Annotated in this window: 15 protein-coding genes, 1 tRNA gene and 1 rRNA gene; 14 read left to right on the top strand and 3 right to left on the bottom strand. The window is 49.6% G+C overall.

Features of this window, described 5'->3' with window-relative positions; genetic code table 11:
• Window positions 1–90 precede the first annotated feature (90 nt).
• From FEK66_RS18580 to FEK66_RS18550, 7 genes are all read left to right on the top strand, one after another.
• Complete coding sequence (locus FEK66_RS18580) at window positions 91–333, top strand: YhdT family protein (RefSeq protein ID WP_000381170.1); 243 nt, start codon at window positions 91–93, stop codon at window positions 331–333.
• Window positions 323–1,774, top strand: a complete 1,452-nt coding sequence (gene panF / locus FEK66_RS18575; RefSeq protein ID WP_130204506.1) for a sodium/pantothenate symporter — start codon at window positions 323–325, stop codon at window positions 1,772–1,774. The genes FEK66_RS18580 and panF overlap by 11 nt, the downstream gene beginning before the upstream one ends.
• Before the next feature lie 11 nt (window positions 1,775–1,785).
• Complete coding sequence (prmA, locus tag FEK66_RS18570) at window positions 1,786–2,667, top strand: 50S ribosomal protein L11 methyltransferase (RefSeq protein ID WP_130260191.1); 882 nt, start codon at window positions 1,786–1,788, stop codon at window positions 2,665–2,667.
• A gap of 328 nt (window positions 2,668–2,995) precedes the next feature.
• Window positions 2,996–3,961, top strand: coding sequence for a tRNA dihydrouridine synthase DusB (dusB, locus tag FEK66_RS18565; protein ID WP_001219652.1), 966 nt, complete (start codon window positions 2,996–2,998; stop codon window positions 3,959–3,961).
• A 25-nt stretch (window positions 3,962–3,986) separates the two neighbouring features.
• Window positions 3,987–4,283 (top strand): DNA-binding transcriptional regulator Fis, encoded by a 297-nt coding sequence (gene fis, locus FEK66_RS18560; RefSeq protein ID WP_000462905.1) that lies wholly within the window; start codon window positions 3,987–3,989, stop codon window positions 4,281–4,283.
• An 84-nt stretch (window positions 4,284–4,367) separates the two neighbouring features.
• Window positions 4,368–5,252 (top strand): adenine-specific DNA-methyltransferase, encoded by an 885-nt coding sequence (gene yhdJ, locus FEK66_RS18555; protein WP_135495212.1) that lies wholly within the window; start codon window positions 4,368–4,370, stop codon window positions 5,250–5,252.
• Between the two features lie 83 nt (window positions 5,253–5,335).
• The gene (locus FEK66_RS18550) at window positions 5,336–5,515 is read left to right on the top strand and encodes a DUF2556 family protein (RefSeq protein WP_010345321.1); all 180 of its coding nucleotides are present in this window, start codon (window positions 5,336–5,338) and stop codon (window positions 5,513–5,515) included.
• A gap of 2 nt (window positions 5,516–5,517) precedes the next feature.
• Here FEK66_RS18550 and envR read toward each other — a convergent pair whose 3' ends face one another.
• Window positions 5,518–6,180, bottom strand: a complete 663-nt coding sequence (envR, locus tag FEK66_RS18545) for an acrEF/envCD operon transcriptional regulator (RefSeq protein ID WP_130204500.1) — start codon at window positions 6,178–6,180, stop codon at window positions 5,518–5,520.
• A 396-nt stretch (window positions 6,181–6,576) separates the two neighbouring features.
• Here envR and acrE point away from each other — a divergent pair, with 396 nt between their 5' ends.
• The 7 genes from acrE (at window position 6,577) to FEK66_RS18510 (ending at window position 15,894) form a co-directional block, all read left to right on the top strand.
• On the top strand, window positions 6,577–7,734 hold the full coding sequence (gene acrE / locus FEK66_RS18540; RefSeq protein WP_135495213.1) for a multidrug efflux RND transporter periplasmic adaptor subunit AcrE: 1,158 nt from the start codon (window positions 6,577–6,579) through the stop codon (window positions 7,732–7,734).
• An 11-nt stretch (window positions 7,735–7,745) separates the two neighbouring features.
• Complete coding sequence (acrF, locus tag FEK66_RS18535) at window positions 7,746–10,850, top strand: multidrug efflux RND transporter permease subunit AcrF (protein WP_130204496.1); 3,105 nt, start codon at window positions 7,746–7,748, stop codon at window positions 10,848–10,850.
• Window positions 10,851–11,101: 251 nt separating this feature from the next.
• Complete coding sequence (locus FEK66_RS18530; protein ID WP_000825639.1) at window positions 11,102–11,323, top strand: membrane protein; 222 nt, start codon at window positions 11,102–11,104, stop codon at window positions 11,321–11,323.
• A gap of 417 nt (window positions 11,324–11,740) precedes the next feature.
• Window positions 11,741–12,766, top strand: coding sequence for an amino acid ABC transporter substrate-binding protein (locus FEK66_RS18525; protein ID WP_130204494.1), 1,026 nt, complete (start codon window positions 11,741–11,743; stop codon window positions 12,764–12,766).
• A 67-nt stretch (window positions 12,767–12,833) separates the two neighbouring features.
• Window positions 12,834–14,015, top strand: coding sequence for an amino acid ABC transporter permease (locus tag FEK66_RS18520; protein WP_138211522.1), 1,182 nt, complete (start codon window positions 12,834–12,836; stop codon window positions 14,013–14,015).
• A gap of 9 nt (window positions 14,016–14,024) precedes the next feature.
• A complete protein-coding gene (locus tag FEK66_RS18515; protein WP_135495217.1) occupies window positions 14,025–15,128 on the top strand; it encodes an amino acid ABC transporter permease in 1,104 nt (367 codons plus the stop codon).
• A 7-nt stretch (window positions 15,129–15,135) separates the two neighbouring features.
• Window positions 15,136–15,894, top strand: a complete 759-nt coding sequence (locus tag FEK66_RS18510) for an amino acid ABC transporter ATP-binding protein (RefSeq protein ID WP_130219134.1) — start codon at window positions 15,136–15,138, stop codon at window positions 15,892–15,894.
• A gap of 231 nt (window positions 15,895–16,125) precedes the next feature.
• Here FEK66_RS18510 and rrf read toward each other — a convergent pair.
• Together rrf and FEK66_RS18500 are read right to left on the bottom strand one after the other, a co-directional pair.
• A 5S ribosomal RNA gene (gene rrf / locus FEK66_RS18505) occupies window positions 16,126–16,241 on the bottom strand.
• Between the two features lie 39 nt (window positions 16,242–16,280).
• A tRNA-Thr gene (locus FEK66_RS18500) sits at window positions 16,281–16,356 on the bottom strand.
• Between the last annotated feature and the right edge of the window lie 26 nt (window positions 16,357–16,382).

The raw sequence follows: 16,382 nt of genomic DNA, 5'->3' as shown, positions 1-16,382 counted from the left end.
AGGCCGGATTTTCCGGCCTTTTTTATTACTGGGGATCGACAACCCCCATAAGGTACAATCCCCGCTTTCTTCACCCATCAGGGACAAAAAATGGACACTCGTTTTGTTCAGGCCCATAAAGAGGCGCGCTGGGCGCTGGGGCTGACCCTTTTGTATCTGGCGGTATGGTTAGTAGCCGCTTACTTACCTGGCGTTGCCCCCGGTTTTACCGGCTTTCCGCGCTGGTTTGAGATGGCCTGCATCCTGACGCCGCTGCTGTTTATTGGACTGTGCTGGGCGATGGTGAAATTTATCTATCGCGATATCCCGTTGGAGGATGACGATGCAGCTTGAAGTGATTCTACCGCTGGTCGCCTATCTGGTGGTGGTGTTCGGTATCTCTGTTTATGCGATGCGTAAACGGAGCACCGGCACCTTCCTCAATGAGTATTTCCTCGGCAGCCGTTCCATGGGCGGTATTGTGCTGGCGATGACGCTCACCGCGACCTATATCAGTGCCAGTTCGTTTATCGGCGGGCCAGGCGCTGCTTATAAATACGGCCTGGGTTGGGTATTGCTGGCGATGATTCAGCTGCCTGCAGTCTGGCTTTCGCTCGGTATACTCGGCAAGAAGTTCGCGATTCTTGCGCGCCGCTACAATGCGGTGACGCTGAACGATATGCTGTTTGCCCGCTACCAGAGTCGTCTTCTGGTGTGGCTGGCGAGTTTGAGTTTGCTGGTTGCGTTCGTTGGTGCGATGACCGTGCAGTTTATCGGCGGTGCGCGTCTGCTGGAAACCGCGGCGGGTATTCCTTATGAAACCGGGCTGCTGATTTTCGGTATCAGTATTGCGTTATATACCGCCTTTGGCGGCTTTCGCGCCAGTGTGCTGAACGACACTATGCAAGGTCTGGTGATGCTGGTTGGCACCATTGTGCTGCTGGTCGGCGTGGTACATGCCGCTGGCGGCTTAAGCAACGCGGTAGAGACGCTGCAAACCATCGATCCACAGCTGGTTACACCACAAGGTGCTGACGATATTCTGTCACCTGCCTTTATGACATCGTTCTGGGTACTGGTGTGCTTTGGCGTTATTGGCCTGCCGCATACTGCGGTGCGCTGTATCTCTTATAAAGACAGCAAAGCAGTGCATCGGGGGATCATCATCGGGACGATTGTAGTCGCAATCCTGATGTTCGGTATGCACCTGGCCGGAGCGTTAGGTCGGGCGGTGATCCCCGATCTCACCGTACCGGATCTGGTGATCCCGACGTTAATGGTAAAAGTGCTGCCACCGTTTGCTGCCGGGATCTTCCTGGCTGCACCGATGGCCGCGATCATGTCGACGATCAACGCCCAGTTGCTGCAAAGTTCCGCTACGATCATTAAAGATCTCTATCTGAATATCCGTCCGGATCAAATGCAAAACGAGACGCGTCTGAAGCGGATGTCGGCGGTGATTACGTTGATTCTCGGCGCGTTGCTGCTGCTTGCCGCCTGGAAGCCGCCAGAAATGATCATCTGGCTGAATTTGCTGGCCTTCGGTGGGCTGGAAGCCGTTTTCCTGTGGCCGCTGGTGCTGGGTCTTTACTGGGAACGCGCCAACGCCAAAGGTGCGCTAAGTGCGATGATCGTTGGCGGCGTGCTGTATGCCGTGCTCGCGACCCTGAATATTCAGTACCTGGGCTTCCACCCTATCGTGCCCTCGTTACTGCTAAGTTTGCTGGCTTTCCTGGTCGGAAACCGTTTCGGTACTTCCGTCTCGCAAGCTACCGTTTTGACTACTGATAAATAAAGAGTTTTGCCATGCCTTGGATCCAACTGAAACTGAACACCACCGGCGCGAACGCTGAAGATCTTAGCGATGCGCTGATGGAAGCGGGTGCCGTGTCCATTACTTTTCAGGATACCCACGATACGCCGGTGTTTGAGCCGCTGCCGGGCGAAACGCGCCTGTGGGGCGACACCGATGTGATTGGTCTGTTCGATGCTGAAACCGACATGAATGAAGTCGTGGCGATTCTGGAGGATCATCCGCTGCTCGGCGCAGGCTTCGCGCACAAAATCGAACAACTGGAAGATAAAGACTGGGAGCGCGAATGGATGGATAATTTCCACCCAATGCGCTTTGGCGAACGTCTGTGGATCTGCCCAAGCTGGCGTGATGTGCCAGACGAAAACGCCGTCAACGTGATGTTAGACCCGGGCCTGGCGTTTGGTACGGGGACTCATCCAACCACCTCTCTGTGCCTGCAATGGCTCGACAGCCTCGATTTAACCGGTAAAACGGTCATCGATTTTGGCTGTGGATCCGGCATTCTGGCAATCGCGGCGCTGAAACTGGGCGCAGCAAAAGCCATTGGTATTGATATCGATCCGCAGGCCATTCAGGCCAGCCGCGACAACGCCGAACGTAATGGCGTTTCTGACCGTCTGGAACTCTACTTACCCAAAGATCAGCCTGAAGCGATGAAAGCCGACGTGGTGGTCGCTAACATCCTCGCTGGCCCGTTACGTGAACTGGCACCGTTAATCAGCGTCCTGCCGGTTTCAGGCGGCTTGCTGGGCCTTTCCGGTATTCTGGCAAGCCAGGCGGAGAGCGTTTGTGAAGCTTATGCCGACAGCTTCGTTCTGGACCCGGTCGTGGAAAAAGAAGAGTGGTGTCGCATTACTGGTCGTAAGAATTAACCGCCAGAATGCGGCATAGTGATGTAGAGAGAAGTGCGAGCAACGTCACAAAAGGCACGTAATTTTGCTGATTATTTAGGCAAATTTGCGTGCCAAAATTTTCATTCATAAAGAAAAATTGAGAACTTACTCAAATTTCTTTGAGTGCGAATTTTAATCACTTATTTCTAATGTGATGATTTTTATGATTAATTATTCCGCCGAGTTCATTTTAAATGCAATTCTTTGATCCATCTCAGAGGATTGGTCAAAGTTTGGCCTTTCATCTCGTGCAAAAAATGCGTAATATACGCCGCCTTGCAGTCACAGTATGGTCATTTCTTAACTCATGCGCATCGGACAATATCAGCTCAGAAATCGCCTGATCGCAGCGCCCATGGCTGGCATTACAGACAGACCTTTTCGGACGTTGTGCTACGAGATGGGAGCCGGATTGACAGTATCCGAGATGATGTCTTCTAACCCTCAGGTTTGGGAAAGCGACAAATCTCGTTTACGGATGGTGCACATTGATGAACCCGGTATTCGCACCGTGCAAATTGCCGGTAGCGATCCGAAAGAAATGGCAGATGCAGCACGTATTAACGTGGAAAGCGGTGCCCAGATTATTGATATCAATATGGGTTGCCCGGCTAAAAAAGTGAATCGCAAGCTTGCAGGTTCAGCCCTCTTGCAGTACCCGGATGTCGTTAAATCGATCCTTACCGAGGTCGTTAATGCAGTGGACGTTCCTGTTACCCTGAAGATTCGCACAGGCTGGGCGCCGGAACACCGTAACTGCGAAGAGATTGCCCAACTGGCTGAAGACTGTGGCATTCAGGCTCTGACCATTCATGGCCGTACACGCGCCTGTTTGTTCAATGGAGAAGCTGAATACGACAGTATTCGGGCAGTTAAGCAGAAAGTTTCCATTCCGGTTATCGCGAATGGCGACATTACTGACCCGCTTAAAGCCAGAGCTGTGCTCGACTATACAGGGGCGGATGCTCTGATGATAGGCCGCGCAGCTCAGGGAAGACCCTGGATCTTTCGGGAAATCCAGCATTATCTGGACACTGGGGAGTTGCTGCCCCCGCTGCCTTTGGCAGAGGTTAAGCGCTTGCTTTGCGCGCACGTTCGGGAACTGCATGACTTTTATGGTCCGGCAAAAGGGTACCGAATTGCACGTAAACACGTTTCCTGGTATCTCCAGGAACACGCTCCAAATGACCAGTTTCGGCGCACATTCAACGCCATTGAGGATGCCAGCGAACAGCTGGAGGCGTTGGAGGCATACTTCGAAAATTTTGCGTAAACAGAAATAAAGAGCTGACAGAACTATGTTCGAACAACGCGTAAATTCTGACGTACTGACCGTTTCTACCGTTAACTCTCAGGATCAGGTAACCCAAAAACCCCTGCGTGACTCGGTTAAACAGGCACTGAAGAACTATTTTGCTCAACTGAACGGTCAGGATGTTAATGACCTCTATGAGCTGGTACTGGCTGAAGTAGAACAGCCCCTGTTGGACATGGTGATGCAATACACCCGTGGTAACCAGACCCGTGCTGCGCTGATGATGGGCATCAACCGTGGTACGCTGCGTAAAAAATTGAAAAAGTACGGCATGAACTAATTCAGGTTAGCTAATTGCTTGATTAAAAGGCGCTACTCGGCATGGGGAAGCGCCTTTTTTATAGGTGTCGCAAAGGGAGTGACCATGAGAACAGGATGTGAACCCACCAGGTTTGGCGACAATACAAAGACCATTATCCACGGTGATGCATTAGCTGAACTTAAAAAGATACCCGCAGAAAGTGTCGATCTAATCTTTGCTGACCCACCTTATAACATCGGTAAAAATTTCGATGGCCTGATCGAAGCGTGGAAAGAAGATCTGTTTATTAACTGGCTATTTGAAGTGATTACAGAGTGCCACCGCGTTCTGAAAAAACAGGGCAGCATGTACATCATGAACAGCACGGAAAACATGCCCTTTATTGACCTCCAGTGCCGCCAGCTTTTTACCATCAAAAGTCGCATCGTCTGGTCGTATGACAGCTCCGGCGTTCAGGCAAAAAAATATTACGGCTCCATGTATGAACCCATCCTGATGATGGTGAAAGACGCAAAGAACTACACATTTAACAGCGATGCTATTCTGGTAGAAGCCAAAACCGGAGCACAGCGTGCATTAATCGACTATCGCAAAAATCCCCCACAACCTTACAATCATCAAAAAGTGCCAGGTAACGTCTGGGATTTTCCACGCGTACGTTATTTGATGGATGAATATGAAAACCATCCGACGCAAAAGCCTGAAGCTTTACTGAAGCGCATTATTCTCGCCTCTTCTAACCCTGGCGATGTCGTTCTCGATCCGTTTGCTGGTAGCTTCACCACCGGTGCCGTCGCCATCGCGACCGGGCGAAAATTCATTGGTATTGAGATTAACAGCGAGTACATCAAGATGGGGCTACGCCGACTGGAAGTCGCGTCACATTACTCCATGGAAGAGCTGGCGAAAGTGAAAAAAAGAAAGACCGGCAACCTGTCAAAACGAAGCCGGATCAGCGAAGTTGACCCCGCTCTCATTGCAAAGTAAAGGAAGTGTAAGCCTGGTTTTCAGATTATTCATTTCGTGTATATTTCCTGCCAGACTTGGTTAAACATGCACAGGCTCAGGTAATGATTCGCAAGTATTGGTGGCTCGTCGTTTTCGCTGTCTCCGTTTTTCTGTTTGATACCTTACTGATGCAGTGGATTGAACTACTGGCAACAGAAACAGACAAATGTCGCAATATGAACTCGGTTAATCCGCTAAAACTGGTTAACTGTGACGAACTGGATTTTCACAATAGAATGTAACTTTATACGATACCTAATTCATTTGTTTTATGAATTAATTTCGTTATGTTTTCATCTGGCATAAACATTCTTAATACATTATCGACTAATGCGGGTGCTTGTTTATAAAGATCGTAACCCGCTATATTCATTAACCAGTTTTGAACAATACCGCTGAAGGCGCCATCAATAATAATCATTACGACGTCTAAGTCGAGGCTTTTAGCTATATCCCCCTGTTGCTGACATGCTTGTAATACTTCACGCAAAATCTGTGGATTAAAGCCCATCTTTTCCCGTATTACTGCCTCGGCCAGCATTTCATCACTAAATTCACACTTGTGATATAAGATTTGCAGTAACGCCTGCTGGCGGGGAATTTCGGCAATATATTGCAAGCCAACAATCAGTTTTTCACGCAATTGCAGGAAAGGATCATGTTCTAACCCTTCCGTTAAACGTTCCTGGATTAACTCACGCAATGAAGGCTGTTGCAGCCACATCTCGTTAAACAGTTGAGCCTTGTTTTCGAAGTGCCAGTAGATTGCGCCACGCGTGACGTTGGCGGCGTCGGCGATGTCATTGAGCGTCGTCTTGCTTACGCCATACTGCGCAAACTGGGCGATGGCGGTTTCAATCAGTTCTTGCCTGGTCTTCAGGGCTTCAGCTTTGGTTCTTTTTGCCATGATTAATCATTCAGGGAATAAATATATTCGACATAAGGGGAAACAACGAGAAGTAATGTATCACCTAATTTTTATTTATACGAGAAACCAATTCCCGTCTGCTATCAATCGTCAAATAATCAAAGTCTATTGTTTGACGATAATATATTTACTTAATAAATGTATATTTCACTTTGCGTTAAAATGCTTCCATTCTTTTCAACTCACATCAAATGAGAACATTAGAATATTAATCTATTTTTGTGTTTACGTGCCTTGAATAGCGACTATTCATAACTATTCCTTACATCGCCGGACGATAATTTGTAGGATAGCGAACTGTATTTTTATTTCTGCGAGTTAACGCGTTGCCTTTTTCTGGCTAATAACGCGCTTTTGGTTTTTTGAGGAATAGTAATGACGAAACATGCCAGGTTTTTCCTCCTGCCCTCCTTTATCATGATCTCCGCAGCGTTAATTGCGGGTTGTAACGATAAGGGAGAAGAGAAAGCTCACGTCGGTGAACCGCAGGTTACCGTTCATGTTGTGAATACTGCCCCGTTAGAAGTTAAAACTGAATTACCAGGCCGTACTAATGCTTTCCGTATTGCCGAGGTTCGCCCACAGGTTAGCGGGATAGTGCTGAATCGTAATTTCACTGAAGGCAGCGATGTGCAAGCTGGCCAGTCCCTGTACCAGATCGATCCAGCCACTTATCAGGCAAGTTATGACAGCGCGAAAGGCGACCTGGCGAAAAGCGAAGCTGCCGCATCCATCGCGCATTTGACGGTAAAACGTTATGTTCCGCTTGTGGGTACGAAATACATCAGCCAGCAGGAGTACGATCAGGCGATTGCTGATGCTCGTCAGGCCGATGCTACCGTCATAGCCGCAAAAGCCACGGTCGAAAGCGCCCGCATCAATCTCGCTTATACCAAAGTGACTGCGCCAATTAGCGGGCGTATCGGCAAATCTTCGGTGACCGAAGGTGCTCTCGTCACTAACGGGCAAACGACCGAACTGGCGACTGTCCAGCAACTCGATCCTATCTATGTCGATGTGACCCAATCCAGCAACGACTTCATGAGACTCAAGCAGTCCGTAGAGCAAGGTAGTTTGCATAAGGAAAACGCCACCAGCAACGTAGAGCTGGTCATGGAAAACGGTCAAACCTATCCCCTGAAAGGCACGCTGCAATTCTCTGATGTAACCGTTGATGAAAGCACCGGCTCCATTACCCTGCGCGCGGTTTTCCCTAACCCGCAACACACGCTTCTGCCAGGTATGTTTGTGCGCGCACGGATTGATGAAGGTGTACAACCTGACGCCATTCTTATCCCGCAACAGGGAGTTAGCCGCACGCCGCGTGGTGACGCTACCGTCATGATTGTTAATGATAAAAGCCAGGTTGAGGCGCGTCCTGTTGTCGCCAGCCAGGCCATTGGCGATAAATGGCTGATTAGCGAAGGACTAAAAGCGGGTGATCAGGTCATTGTCAGCGGCCTGCAAAAAGCACGCCCGGGAGAGCAGGTTAAAGCCACTACCGATACCCCCGCAGATACTGCGTCGAAGTAAGGCAATCTGATATGGCAAACTTTTTTATTCGACGACCAATATTTGCATGGGTGCTGGCCATTATTCTGATGATGGCGGGCGTACTGGCGATCCTACAATTGCCCGTCGCCCAGTATCCAACCATTGCCCCGCCCGCTGTTTCTGTGTCGGCAAACTATCCGGGCGCTGATGCGCAAACCGTGCAGGATACGGTGACACAGGTTATCGAACAGAATATGAACGGCATCGATAATCTGATGTATATGTCCTCCACCAGCGATTCAGCCGGTAGCGTGACAATTACTCTCACCTTCCAGTCCGGGACCGATCCAGACATCGCGCAAGTGCAGGTACAAAACAAACTTCAACTCGCCACACCGCTACTGCCGCAGGAAGTCCAGCAACAGGGGATAAGTGTCGAGAAATCAAGTAGCAGCTTTTTGATGGTGGCTGGTTTTGTTTCTGATAACCCAAGTACCACGCAAGACGATATTTCCGACTACATCGCCTCTAACGTCAAAGATACCATTAGCCGTCTGAACGGCGTTGGCGACGTACAACTGTTCGGTGCTCAGTACGCTATGCGTATCTGGCTCGATGCCGATCTGCTGAACAAATATAAACTCACATCGGTTGATGTTATTAACCAGTTGAAAGTACAGAACGACCAGATTGCGGCCGGTCAGTTAGGCGGCACGCCGGCATTACCAGGACAGCAGCTAAACGCGTCGATTATTGCCCAGACACGGTTAAAAGATCCGGAAGAGTTCGGCAAAGTCACCCTGCGCGTGAACAGCGACGGTTCGGTAGTGCGGCTGAAAGATGTCGCACGGATTGAACTCGGTGGTGAAAACTATAACGTTATCGCCCGTATCAACGGCAAACCCGCGGCTGGCCTCGGTATTAAACTGGCAACGGGAGCTAACGCACTTGATACCGCAAAAGCCATCAAGGCCAAACTGGCAGAATTGCAGCCGTTCTTCCCACAGGGAATGAAGGTTCTTTACCCTTATGACACCACGCCTTTCGTCCAGCTTTCTATCCAGGAAGTGGTGAAAACGCTGTTCGAAGCCATTATCCTGGTATTCCTGGTGATGTATCTGTTCTTGCAGAACATGCGGGCGACATTGATACCCACCATTGCTGTACCTGTCGTGTTGTTAGGGACGTTTGCCATACTCGCCGCTTTTGGTTACTCCATCAATACGCTAACGATGTTCGGGATGGTACTTGCCATCGGGCTTCTTGTTGATGATGCGATAGTCGTTGTAGAGAACGTCGAGCGCGTAATGATGGAGGATAAACTCCCCCCCAGAGAAGCGACGGAAAAATCGATGTCGCAAATCCAGGGTGCGCTGGTAGGTATCGCGATGGTACTGTCGGCGGTGTTTATTCCGATGGCATTCTTCGGTGGCTCAACAGGGGCAATTTATCGACAGTTCTCTATCACTATTGTTTCAGCAATGGCGCTTTCAGTACTGGTTGCGCTGATTCTCACCCCCGCGTTATGTGCAACATTGCTGAAACCAGTCTCTGCCGAGCATCACGAAAATAAGGGTGGTTTCTTCGGCTGGTTTAACACCACTTTCGATCATAGCGTTAATCACTACACCAATAGCGTTGGCAAAATCCTCGGTTCCACAGGGCGATATTTACTGATCTATGCGCTGATTGTCGCCGGAATGGTAGTGCTGTTTTTACGCCTCCCTTCTTCTTTCTTGCCGGAAGAAGATCAGGGTGTCTTCCTGACCATGATCCAACTGCCCGCTGGCGCGACGCAAGAGCGGACACAAAAAGTACTGGATGAAGTGACGGATTACTATCTGAAGAACGAGAAGGCGAACGTTGAAAGTGTCTTTACAGTCAATGGATTTAGCTTCAGCGGTCAGGCGCAAAACGCCGGGATGGCCTTTGTCAGCCTTAAACCGTGGGAAGAGCGCAGTGGCGAAGAAAATAGCGCGGAAGCGGTAATCCAACGTGCCAAAATGGAACTGAGTAAAATCCGCGACGGTTTTGTCATTCCATTCAATATGCCAGCCATTGTTGAACTGGGTACGGCAACAGGTTTCGACTTTGAGTTAATCGATCAGGCGGGTCTTGGTCACGATGCCTTAACCCATGCCCGCAACCAATTGCTTGGCATGGCGGCGCAACATCCTGAAAGCTTAGTCAGTGTGCGCCCCAATGGCCTGGAAGATACTGCGCAGTTCAAACTTGAAGTTGACCAGGAAAAAGCACAGGCATTAGGCGTTTCGCTTTCTGACATTAATCAGACCATTTCTACGGCGTTAGGCGGGACGTATGTCAACGACTTCATCGACCGTGGCCGCGTGAAAAAAGTATATGTTCAGGCGGATGCCAAATTCCGTATGCTGCCAGAAGATGTCGATAAACTTTATGTCCGCAGTGCCAACGGCGAAATGGTGCCATTCTCCACCTTTACCACTTCACATTGGGTATATGGTTCTCCGCGTCTGGAACGCTACAACGGTCTACCCTCCATGGAGATTCAGGGGGAAGCTGCGCCAGGCACCAGTTCCGGCGATGCGATGTCTCTAATGGAAAGCCTCGCCTCACAACTACCTAACGGAATCGGTTATGACTGGACGGGGATGTCGTATCAGGAACGCTTGTCAGGCAACCAGGCCCCTGCTCTGGTAGCCATTTCATTCGTGGTCGTTTTCCTGTGCCTTGCAGCGCTCTATGAAAGCTGGTCAATTCCTGTCTCGGTTATGTTGGTCGTGCCGTTAGGGATTGTCGGCGTGCTGCTGGCGGCGACACTCTTTAATCAAAAAAATGACGTTTATTTTATGGTGGGCTTGTTAACGACAATTGGCTTATCAGCTAAAAACGCTATTTTGATTGTTGAGTTCGCCAAAGACCTGATGGAGAAAGAGGGGAAAGGTGTTATTGAAGCAACGCTGATGGCCGTACGTATGCGTCTTCGTCCGATTCTGATGACATCACTCGCCTTTATTCTCGGCGTATTGCCGCTGGCTATCAGTAATGGTGCGGGAAGCGGCGCGCAGAACGCGGTAGGGATTGGAGTCATGGGCGGCATGATTTCCGCAACATTACTGGCAATCTTCTTCGTCCCTGTGTTCTTTGTGGTGATCCGCCGTTGCTTTAAAGGGTAAATTTAAAACACAAAGGCGTCTTCGGACGCCTTTTTAATTTGCAGTTAAAACTATAAAAATTAATGAGTTAATGATTCACTAACTTTTGAATTGAGTGCATTCATTCTTTCTCCCTTCATTATTTTTACAATTAACATAATTTGTCATTATTCATCTCGCAAGAATTATAACTCCCGGTGATAAAATGGAATTCAGTACGTTAATAAGAAAGTTAGCTTATTAAGCGGTAGCGTTATTACTGAGGTAACACCATGAAAAGATTAATTCCTGTCGCATTGCTCACCGCATTGCTGGCGGGCTGCGCTCACGATTCACCCTGCGTTCCGGTTTATGACGATCAGGGCCGTCTGGTTCACACCAATACCTGTATGAAAGGTACGACTCAGGATAACTGGGAAACTGCCGGGGCTATTGCTGGCGGGGCAGCGGCTGTTGCTGGCCTGACGATGGGGATCATCGCTCTGTCGAAATAACTGAACAGAGCGCGGAGTTCCGCGCTCTGTTTAACGGTACAGAATCTCACCGTAAGATAAAATACAACTATATTCGGCTAGCTTATTCCCTTTTAATTTAGCATTTTATTTCGAACCGTCGAAATAACACATCCATTAGTTTTTCCCCTCATTTAAAACACATGCTCACGCTAACAATCATTATCCTGCTTAGTAAAATGCGAATAAATATTTTGCGCTAAAATGTGGCGTATGTTTCATTTTCGCACCATTGCGGGGCGATGTTTTTATTATTTCCTGTCTACACTCAGCTTATTGCGACACGGAATCGTGCGCAAAAACTGGCACTACTTTTGCTTATAAAAGGATGGCCACAGACAGGTAAAAGACGTTTCCCAAACGTCCTATAACGATAATTTTCGCCTCACAGGAAGCATTATGAAAAAGATGATGATAGCCACACTGGCTGCCGCCAGCGTGCTGCTTGCCGTTGCAAATCAGGCGCATGCTGGCGCGACACTTGATGCCGTAAAGAATAAAGGGTTTGTTCAATGTGGGATCAGTGACGGATTACCTGGGTTCTCTTATGCCGATGCAGACGGTAAGTTTTCAGGTATTGATGTAGATGTTTGTCGTGGTGTTGCCGCTGCTGTATTTGGCGACGACACGAAAGTGAAATATACCCCACTCACAGCAAAAGAACGCTTCACCGCTTTACAGTCAGGAGAAGTGGATTTGCTCTCCCGTAATACGACCTGGACTTCATCCCGCGACGCAGGAATGGGAATGGTATTTACTGGCGTCACTTATTACGACGGCATTGGCTTCCTGACGCACGATAAAGCGGGATTAAAAAGCGCGAAAGAACTGGATGGCGCAACCGTCTGTATTCAGGCGGGTACTGATACCGAACTTAACGTCGCCGATTACTTCAAGGCAAACAATATGAAGTACACGCCAGTGACTTTCGATCGCTCTGACGAATCAGCAAAGGCTCTGGAATCTGGCCGCTGCGATACGCTGGCCTCGGATCAGTCGCAACTGTATGCCCTGCGGATCAAATTAAGTAATCCTGCCGAATGGATTGTCCTGCCAGAAGTTATCTCTAAAGAACCGCTTGGTCCGGTAGTCCGTCGCGGCGATGATGAATGGTTCTCTATTGTGCGCTGGACGCTTTTCGCCATGCTGAATGCTGAAGAGATGGGCGTTAACTCGCAAAACGTTGATGAAAAAGCGGCTAATCCAGCTACGCCTGATATGGCGCATCTGCTGGGTAAAGAGGGCGATTACGGCAAGGATCTGAAGCTGGATAATAAATGGGCTTACAACATTATCAAACAGGTGGGTAACTACTCGGAAATTTTTGAGCGTAATGTAGGTTCAGAAAGCCCGCTGAAAATTAAACGTGGGCAAAATAATCTCTGGAATAACGGCGGTATTCAGTACGCGCCGCCCGTGCGTTAAGTCGGTGTGAGGTAACGGGCGTCGCTACGGCGGCGCTCTCTTCAGCGTTATGGTTTCCGAGGTTTATATGCCCCATCGCCGCTCAACCGTTAAAGGCTCACTCTCCTTTAGCAACCCTACGGTTCGCGCCTGGTTATTCCAGATCCTCGCCGTTGTTGCCGTCGTCGGCATTGTTGGTTGGTTATTTCACAACACCGTGACGAATCTAAACAATCGCGGCATTACATCAGGATTTGCCTTTCTGGATCGCGGAGCAGGCTTCGGGATCGTCCAGCATTTGATCGATTACCAGCAGGGCGATACCTACGGACGCGTTTTTATTGTCGGCTTACTCAATACGCTACTGGTTTCAGCATTGTGTATCGTATTAGCATCTGTCCTGGGCTTCTTTATCGGTCTGGCGCGACTTTCGGATAACTGGCTGCTACGAAAGCTTTCCACAATTTATATTGAGATCTTCCGTAATATTCCTCCGCTACTGCAAATCTTCTTCTGGTACTTTGCCGTGTTGCGCAATTTGCCCGGACCGCGACAGGCAGTGAGTGCGTTTGATCTCGCCTTTTTGAGCAATCGTGGGCTCTATATTCCGTCGCCGCAGCTGGGAGATGGATTTATTGCGTTTATCCTGACTGTTGTTATTGCTATAGCCATTTCTGTTGGACTATTCCGTTTTAATAAAACGCACCAGATAAAGACCGGACAACTGCGACGAACCTGGCCTTGCGCCGTTGTGTTGCTCACTGGTTTACCTTTACTGGCGCAATGGCTTTTTGGTGCGGCACTGCACTGGGATGTTCCGGCGCTACAAGGGTTTAACTTCCGCGGCGGGATGGTGCTTATCCCTGAGCTGGCAGCCTTAACATTGGCGCTTTCAGTTTATACATCTGCATTTATCGCCGAGATTATTCGCGCCGGGATCCAGGCAGTGCCTTATGGTCAACATGAAGCTGCCCGCTCGCTGGGATTGCCCAACCCAGTTACGCTACGCCAGGTCATTATTCCCCAGGCGCTGCGAGTGATTATTCCGCCGTTAACCAGCCAGTATCTCAACATCGTCAAAAACTCCTCTCTTGCCGCCGCTATCGGCTATCCCGATATGGTTTCGCTGTTTGCTGGCACCGTGCTGAACCAGACGGGGCAAGCCATCGAGACGATTGCCATGACGATGTCGGTCTATCTGATTATCAGCCTGACTATCTCGCTGCTGATGAATATCTATAACCGCCGTATCGCGATCGTTGAACGCTAAGGAGTCATGATGACAAAAGTATTGCTGTCTCATCCCCCGCGCCCGGCGAGCCATAACTCAAGCCGCGCTATGGTGTGGGTGCGCAAAAACCTGTTCTCCAGCTGGAGCAATAGCCTGCTGACTATTGGCTGCTTATGGTTGATGTGGGAACTGATTCCACCGCTGCTGAACTGGGCTTTTTTACAGGCAAACTGGGTTGGTTCAACGCGTACCGACTGCACAAAAGCCGGTGCCTGTTGGGTCTTCATCCACGAACGATTCGGCCAGTTTATGTATGGGCTTTACCCGCACGACCAGCGCTGGCGAATTAACCTGGCATTACTGATTGGGCTTGTGTCTATCGCTCCAATGTTCTGGAAAATACTCCCGCATCGCGGTCGCTATATTGCGGTATGGGCGGTTATCTACCCACTGATTGTCTGGTGGCTGATGTATGGCGGTTTTTTTGGTCTTGAGCGGGTTGAAACCCGGCAATGGGGCGGGCTGACACTGACGTTGATTATCGCATCTGTTGGGATTGCTGGGGCGCTGCCGTGGGGGATATTACTGGCATTAGGCCGCCGCTCCCATATGCCGATTGTGCGTATCTTATCGGTCATTTTTATCGAGTTCTGGCGTGGCGTACCGCTGATTACCGTACTGTTTATGTCTTCGGTCATGCTGCCGCTCTTTATGGCGGAAGGCACCAGTATCGACAAACTGATTCGTGCGTTGGTCGGCGTGATCCTGTTTCAGTCAGCATACGTTGCGGAAGTCGTGCGAGGCGGATTGCAGGCATTGCCCAAAGGGCAATACGAAGCGGCAGAGTCGCTGGCGTTGGGTTACTGGAAAACTCAAGGGCTGGTTATTCTGCCCCAGGCACTGAAACTGGTGATTCCAGGGCTGGTAAATACCATCATCGCGCTATTCAAAGACACAAGTCTGGTGATCATCATCGGGTTGTTCGATCTTTTCAGTAGCGTTCAGCAGGCAACCGTTGACCCCGCCTGGCTGGGTATGTCGACGGAAGGGTATGTTTTCGCCGCACTGATCTACTGGATCTTCTGCTTCAGCATGTCACGTTATAGCCAACATCTGGAAAAACGTTTTAACACCGGGCGTACACCGCATTGAGGACACTATGAGCCAAATTTTACTGCAACCTGCTAACGCGATGATTACGCTGGAAAACGTCAATAAATGGTATGGGCAATTCCATGTCTTAAAAGATATAAATCTGACTGTGCAAACCGGTGAACGCATTGTTTTGTGTGGTCCTTCCGGTTCCGGGAAATCGACAACCATTCGCTGTATTAATCATCTGGAAGAACACCAACAGGGACGGATCGTGGTGGATGGCATCGAGCTTAACGAAGATATTCGCAATATTGAGCGCGTCAGGCAGGAAGTGGGAATGGTCTTTCAGCATTTCAATCTATTCCCACATTTGACCGTTTTACAGAACTGTACCCTGGCGCCGATTTGGGTGCGTAAGATGCCGAAGAAAGAAGCTGAAGCTCTGGCGATGCATTACCTTGAGCGGGTGAGAATTGCCGAACATGCACAGAAGTTTCCCGGGCAGATTTCTGGTGGTCAGCAGCAACGCGTTGCCATAGCACGTTCACTTTGTATGAAACCAAAGATCATGCTGTTTGATGAACCTACGTCGGCGCTCGATCCGGAGATGGTAAAAGAAGTGCTGGATACGATGATTGGGCTGGCGCAGTCAGGCATGACGATGCTGTGCGTAACACATGAAATGGGATTTGCGCGAACTGTCGCTGATCGAGTGATTTTTATGGATCGCGGAGAAATCGTGGAGCAAGCTGCACCGGATGAATTTTTTGCGCATCCTAAATCGGAGCGTACGAGGGCATTTTTATCGCAGGTTATCCATTAAGTTGTACATGGATTCGAAACGCAAAAAGGCCATCCTTTCGGATGGCCTTTCGCTTGATTTGATGTCTGGCAGTTTATGGCGGGCTTCCTGCCCGCCCCCCTCCGGGCCGTTGCTTCGCAACGTTCAAATCCGCTCCCGGCGGATTTGTCCTGGTCAGGAGAGCGTTCACCGACAAGCAACAGATAAAACAAAAGGCCCAGTCTTTCGACTGGGCCTTTCGTTTTATTTGATGCCTGGCAGTTCCCTACTCTCGCATGGGGAGACCCCACACTACCATCGGCGCTACGGCGTTTCACTTCTGAGTTCGGCATGGGGTCAGGTGGGACCACCGCGCTACTGCCGCCAGACAAATTCTTTTCTAATCTGCCGAACTTTAACCTAAAAAGTGGTGCTGATACCCAGAGTCGAACTGGGGACCTCACCCTTACCAAGGGTGCGCTCTACCAACTGAGCCATATCAGCACGCTAAATTTGATGCCTGGCAGTTC

The sequence above is a fragment of the Escherichia sp. E1130 genome (genome assembly GCF_005781065.1).
Lineage (GTDB): Bacteria > Pseudomonadota > Gammaproteobacteria > Enterobacterales > Enterobacteriaceae > Escherichia.
The sequence above is the reverse complement of the archived record's forward strand: the minus strand, read 5'-3'. Positions and strand labels throughout refer to the sequence as shown.

Excerpts from the sequence above, each read along its gene's own strand:
- FEK66_RS18580 (WP_000381170.1), top strand. The coding sequence starts at position 91 with ATGGACACTCGTTTTGTTCAGGCCCATAAAGAGGCGCGCTGGGCGCTG.
- panF (WP_130204506.1), top strand. The coding sequence starts at position 323 with ATGCAGCTTGAAGTGATTCTACCGCTGGTCGCCTATCTGGTGGTGGTG.
- prmA (WP_130260191.1), top strand. The coding sequence starts at position 1,786 with ATGCCTTGGATCCAACTGAAACTGAACACCACCGGCGCGAACGCTGAA.
- dusB (WP_001219652.1), top strand. The coding sequence starts at position 2,996 with ATGCGCATCGGACAATATCAGCTCAGAAATCGCCTGATCGCAGCGCCC.
- fis (WP_000462905.1), top strand. The coding sequence starts at position 3,987 with ATGTTCGAACAACGCGTAAATTCTGACGTACTGACCGTTTCTACCGTT.
- yhdJ (WP_135495212.1), top strand. The coding sequence starts at position 4,368 with ATGAGAACAGGATGTGAACCCACCAGGTTTGGCGACAATACAAAGACC.
- FEK66_RS18550 (WP_010345321.1), top strand. The coding sequence starts at position 5,336 with ATGATTCGCAAGTATTGGTGGCTCGTCGTTTTCGCTGTCTCCGTTTTT.
- envR (WP_130204500.1), bottom strand. The coding sequence starts at position 6,180 with ATGGCAAAAAGAACCAAAGCTGAAGCCCTGAAGACCAGGCAAGAACTG.
- acrE (WP_135495213.1), top strand. The coding sequence starts at position 6,577 with ATGACGAAACATGCCAGGTTTTTCCTCCTGCCCTCCTTTATCATGATC.
- acrF (WP_130204496.1), top strand. The coding sequence starts at position 7,746 with ATGGCAAACTTTTTTATTCGACGACCAATATTTGCATGGGTGCTGGCC.
- FEK66_RS18530 (WP_000825639.1), top strand. The coding sequence starts at position 11,102 with ATGAAAAGATTAATTCCTGTCGCATTGCTCACCGCATTGCTGGCGGGC.
- FEK66_RS18525 (WP_130204494.1), top strand. The coding sequence starts at position 11,741 with ATGAAAAAGATGATGATAGCCACACTGGCTGCCGCCAGCGTGCTGCTT.
- FEK66_RS18520 (WP_138211522.1), top strand. The coding sequence starts at position 12,834 with ATGCCCCATCGCCGCTCAACCGTTAAAGGCTCACTCTCCTTTAGCAAC.
- FEK66_RS18515 (WP_135495217.1), top strand. The coding sequence starts at position 14,025 with ATGACAAAAGTATTGCTGTCTCATCCCCCGCGCCCGGCGAGCCATAAC.
- FEK66_RS18510 (WP_130219134.1), top strand. The coding sequence starts at position 15,136 with ATGAGCCAAATTTTACTGCAACCTGCTAACGCGATGATTACGCTGGAA.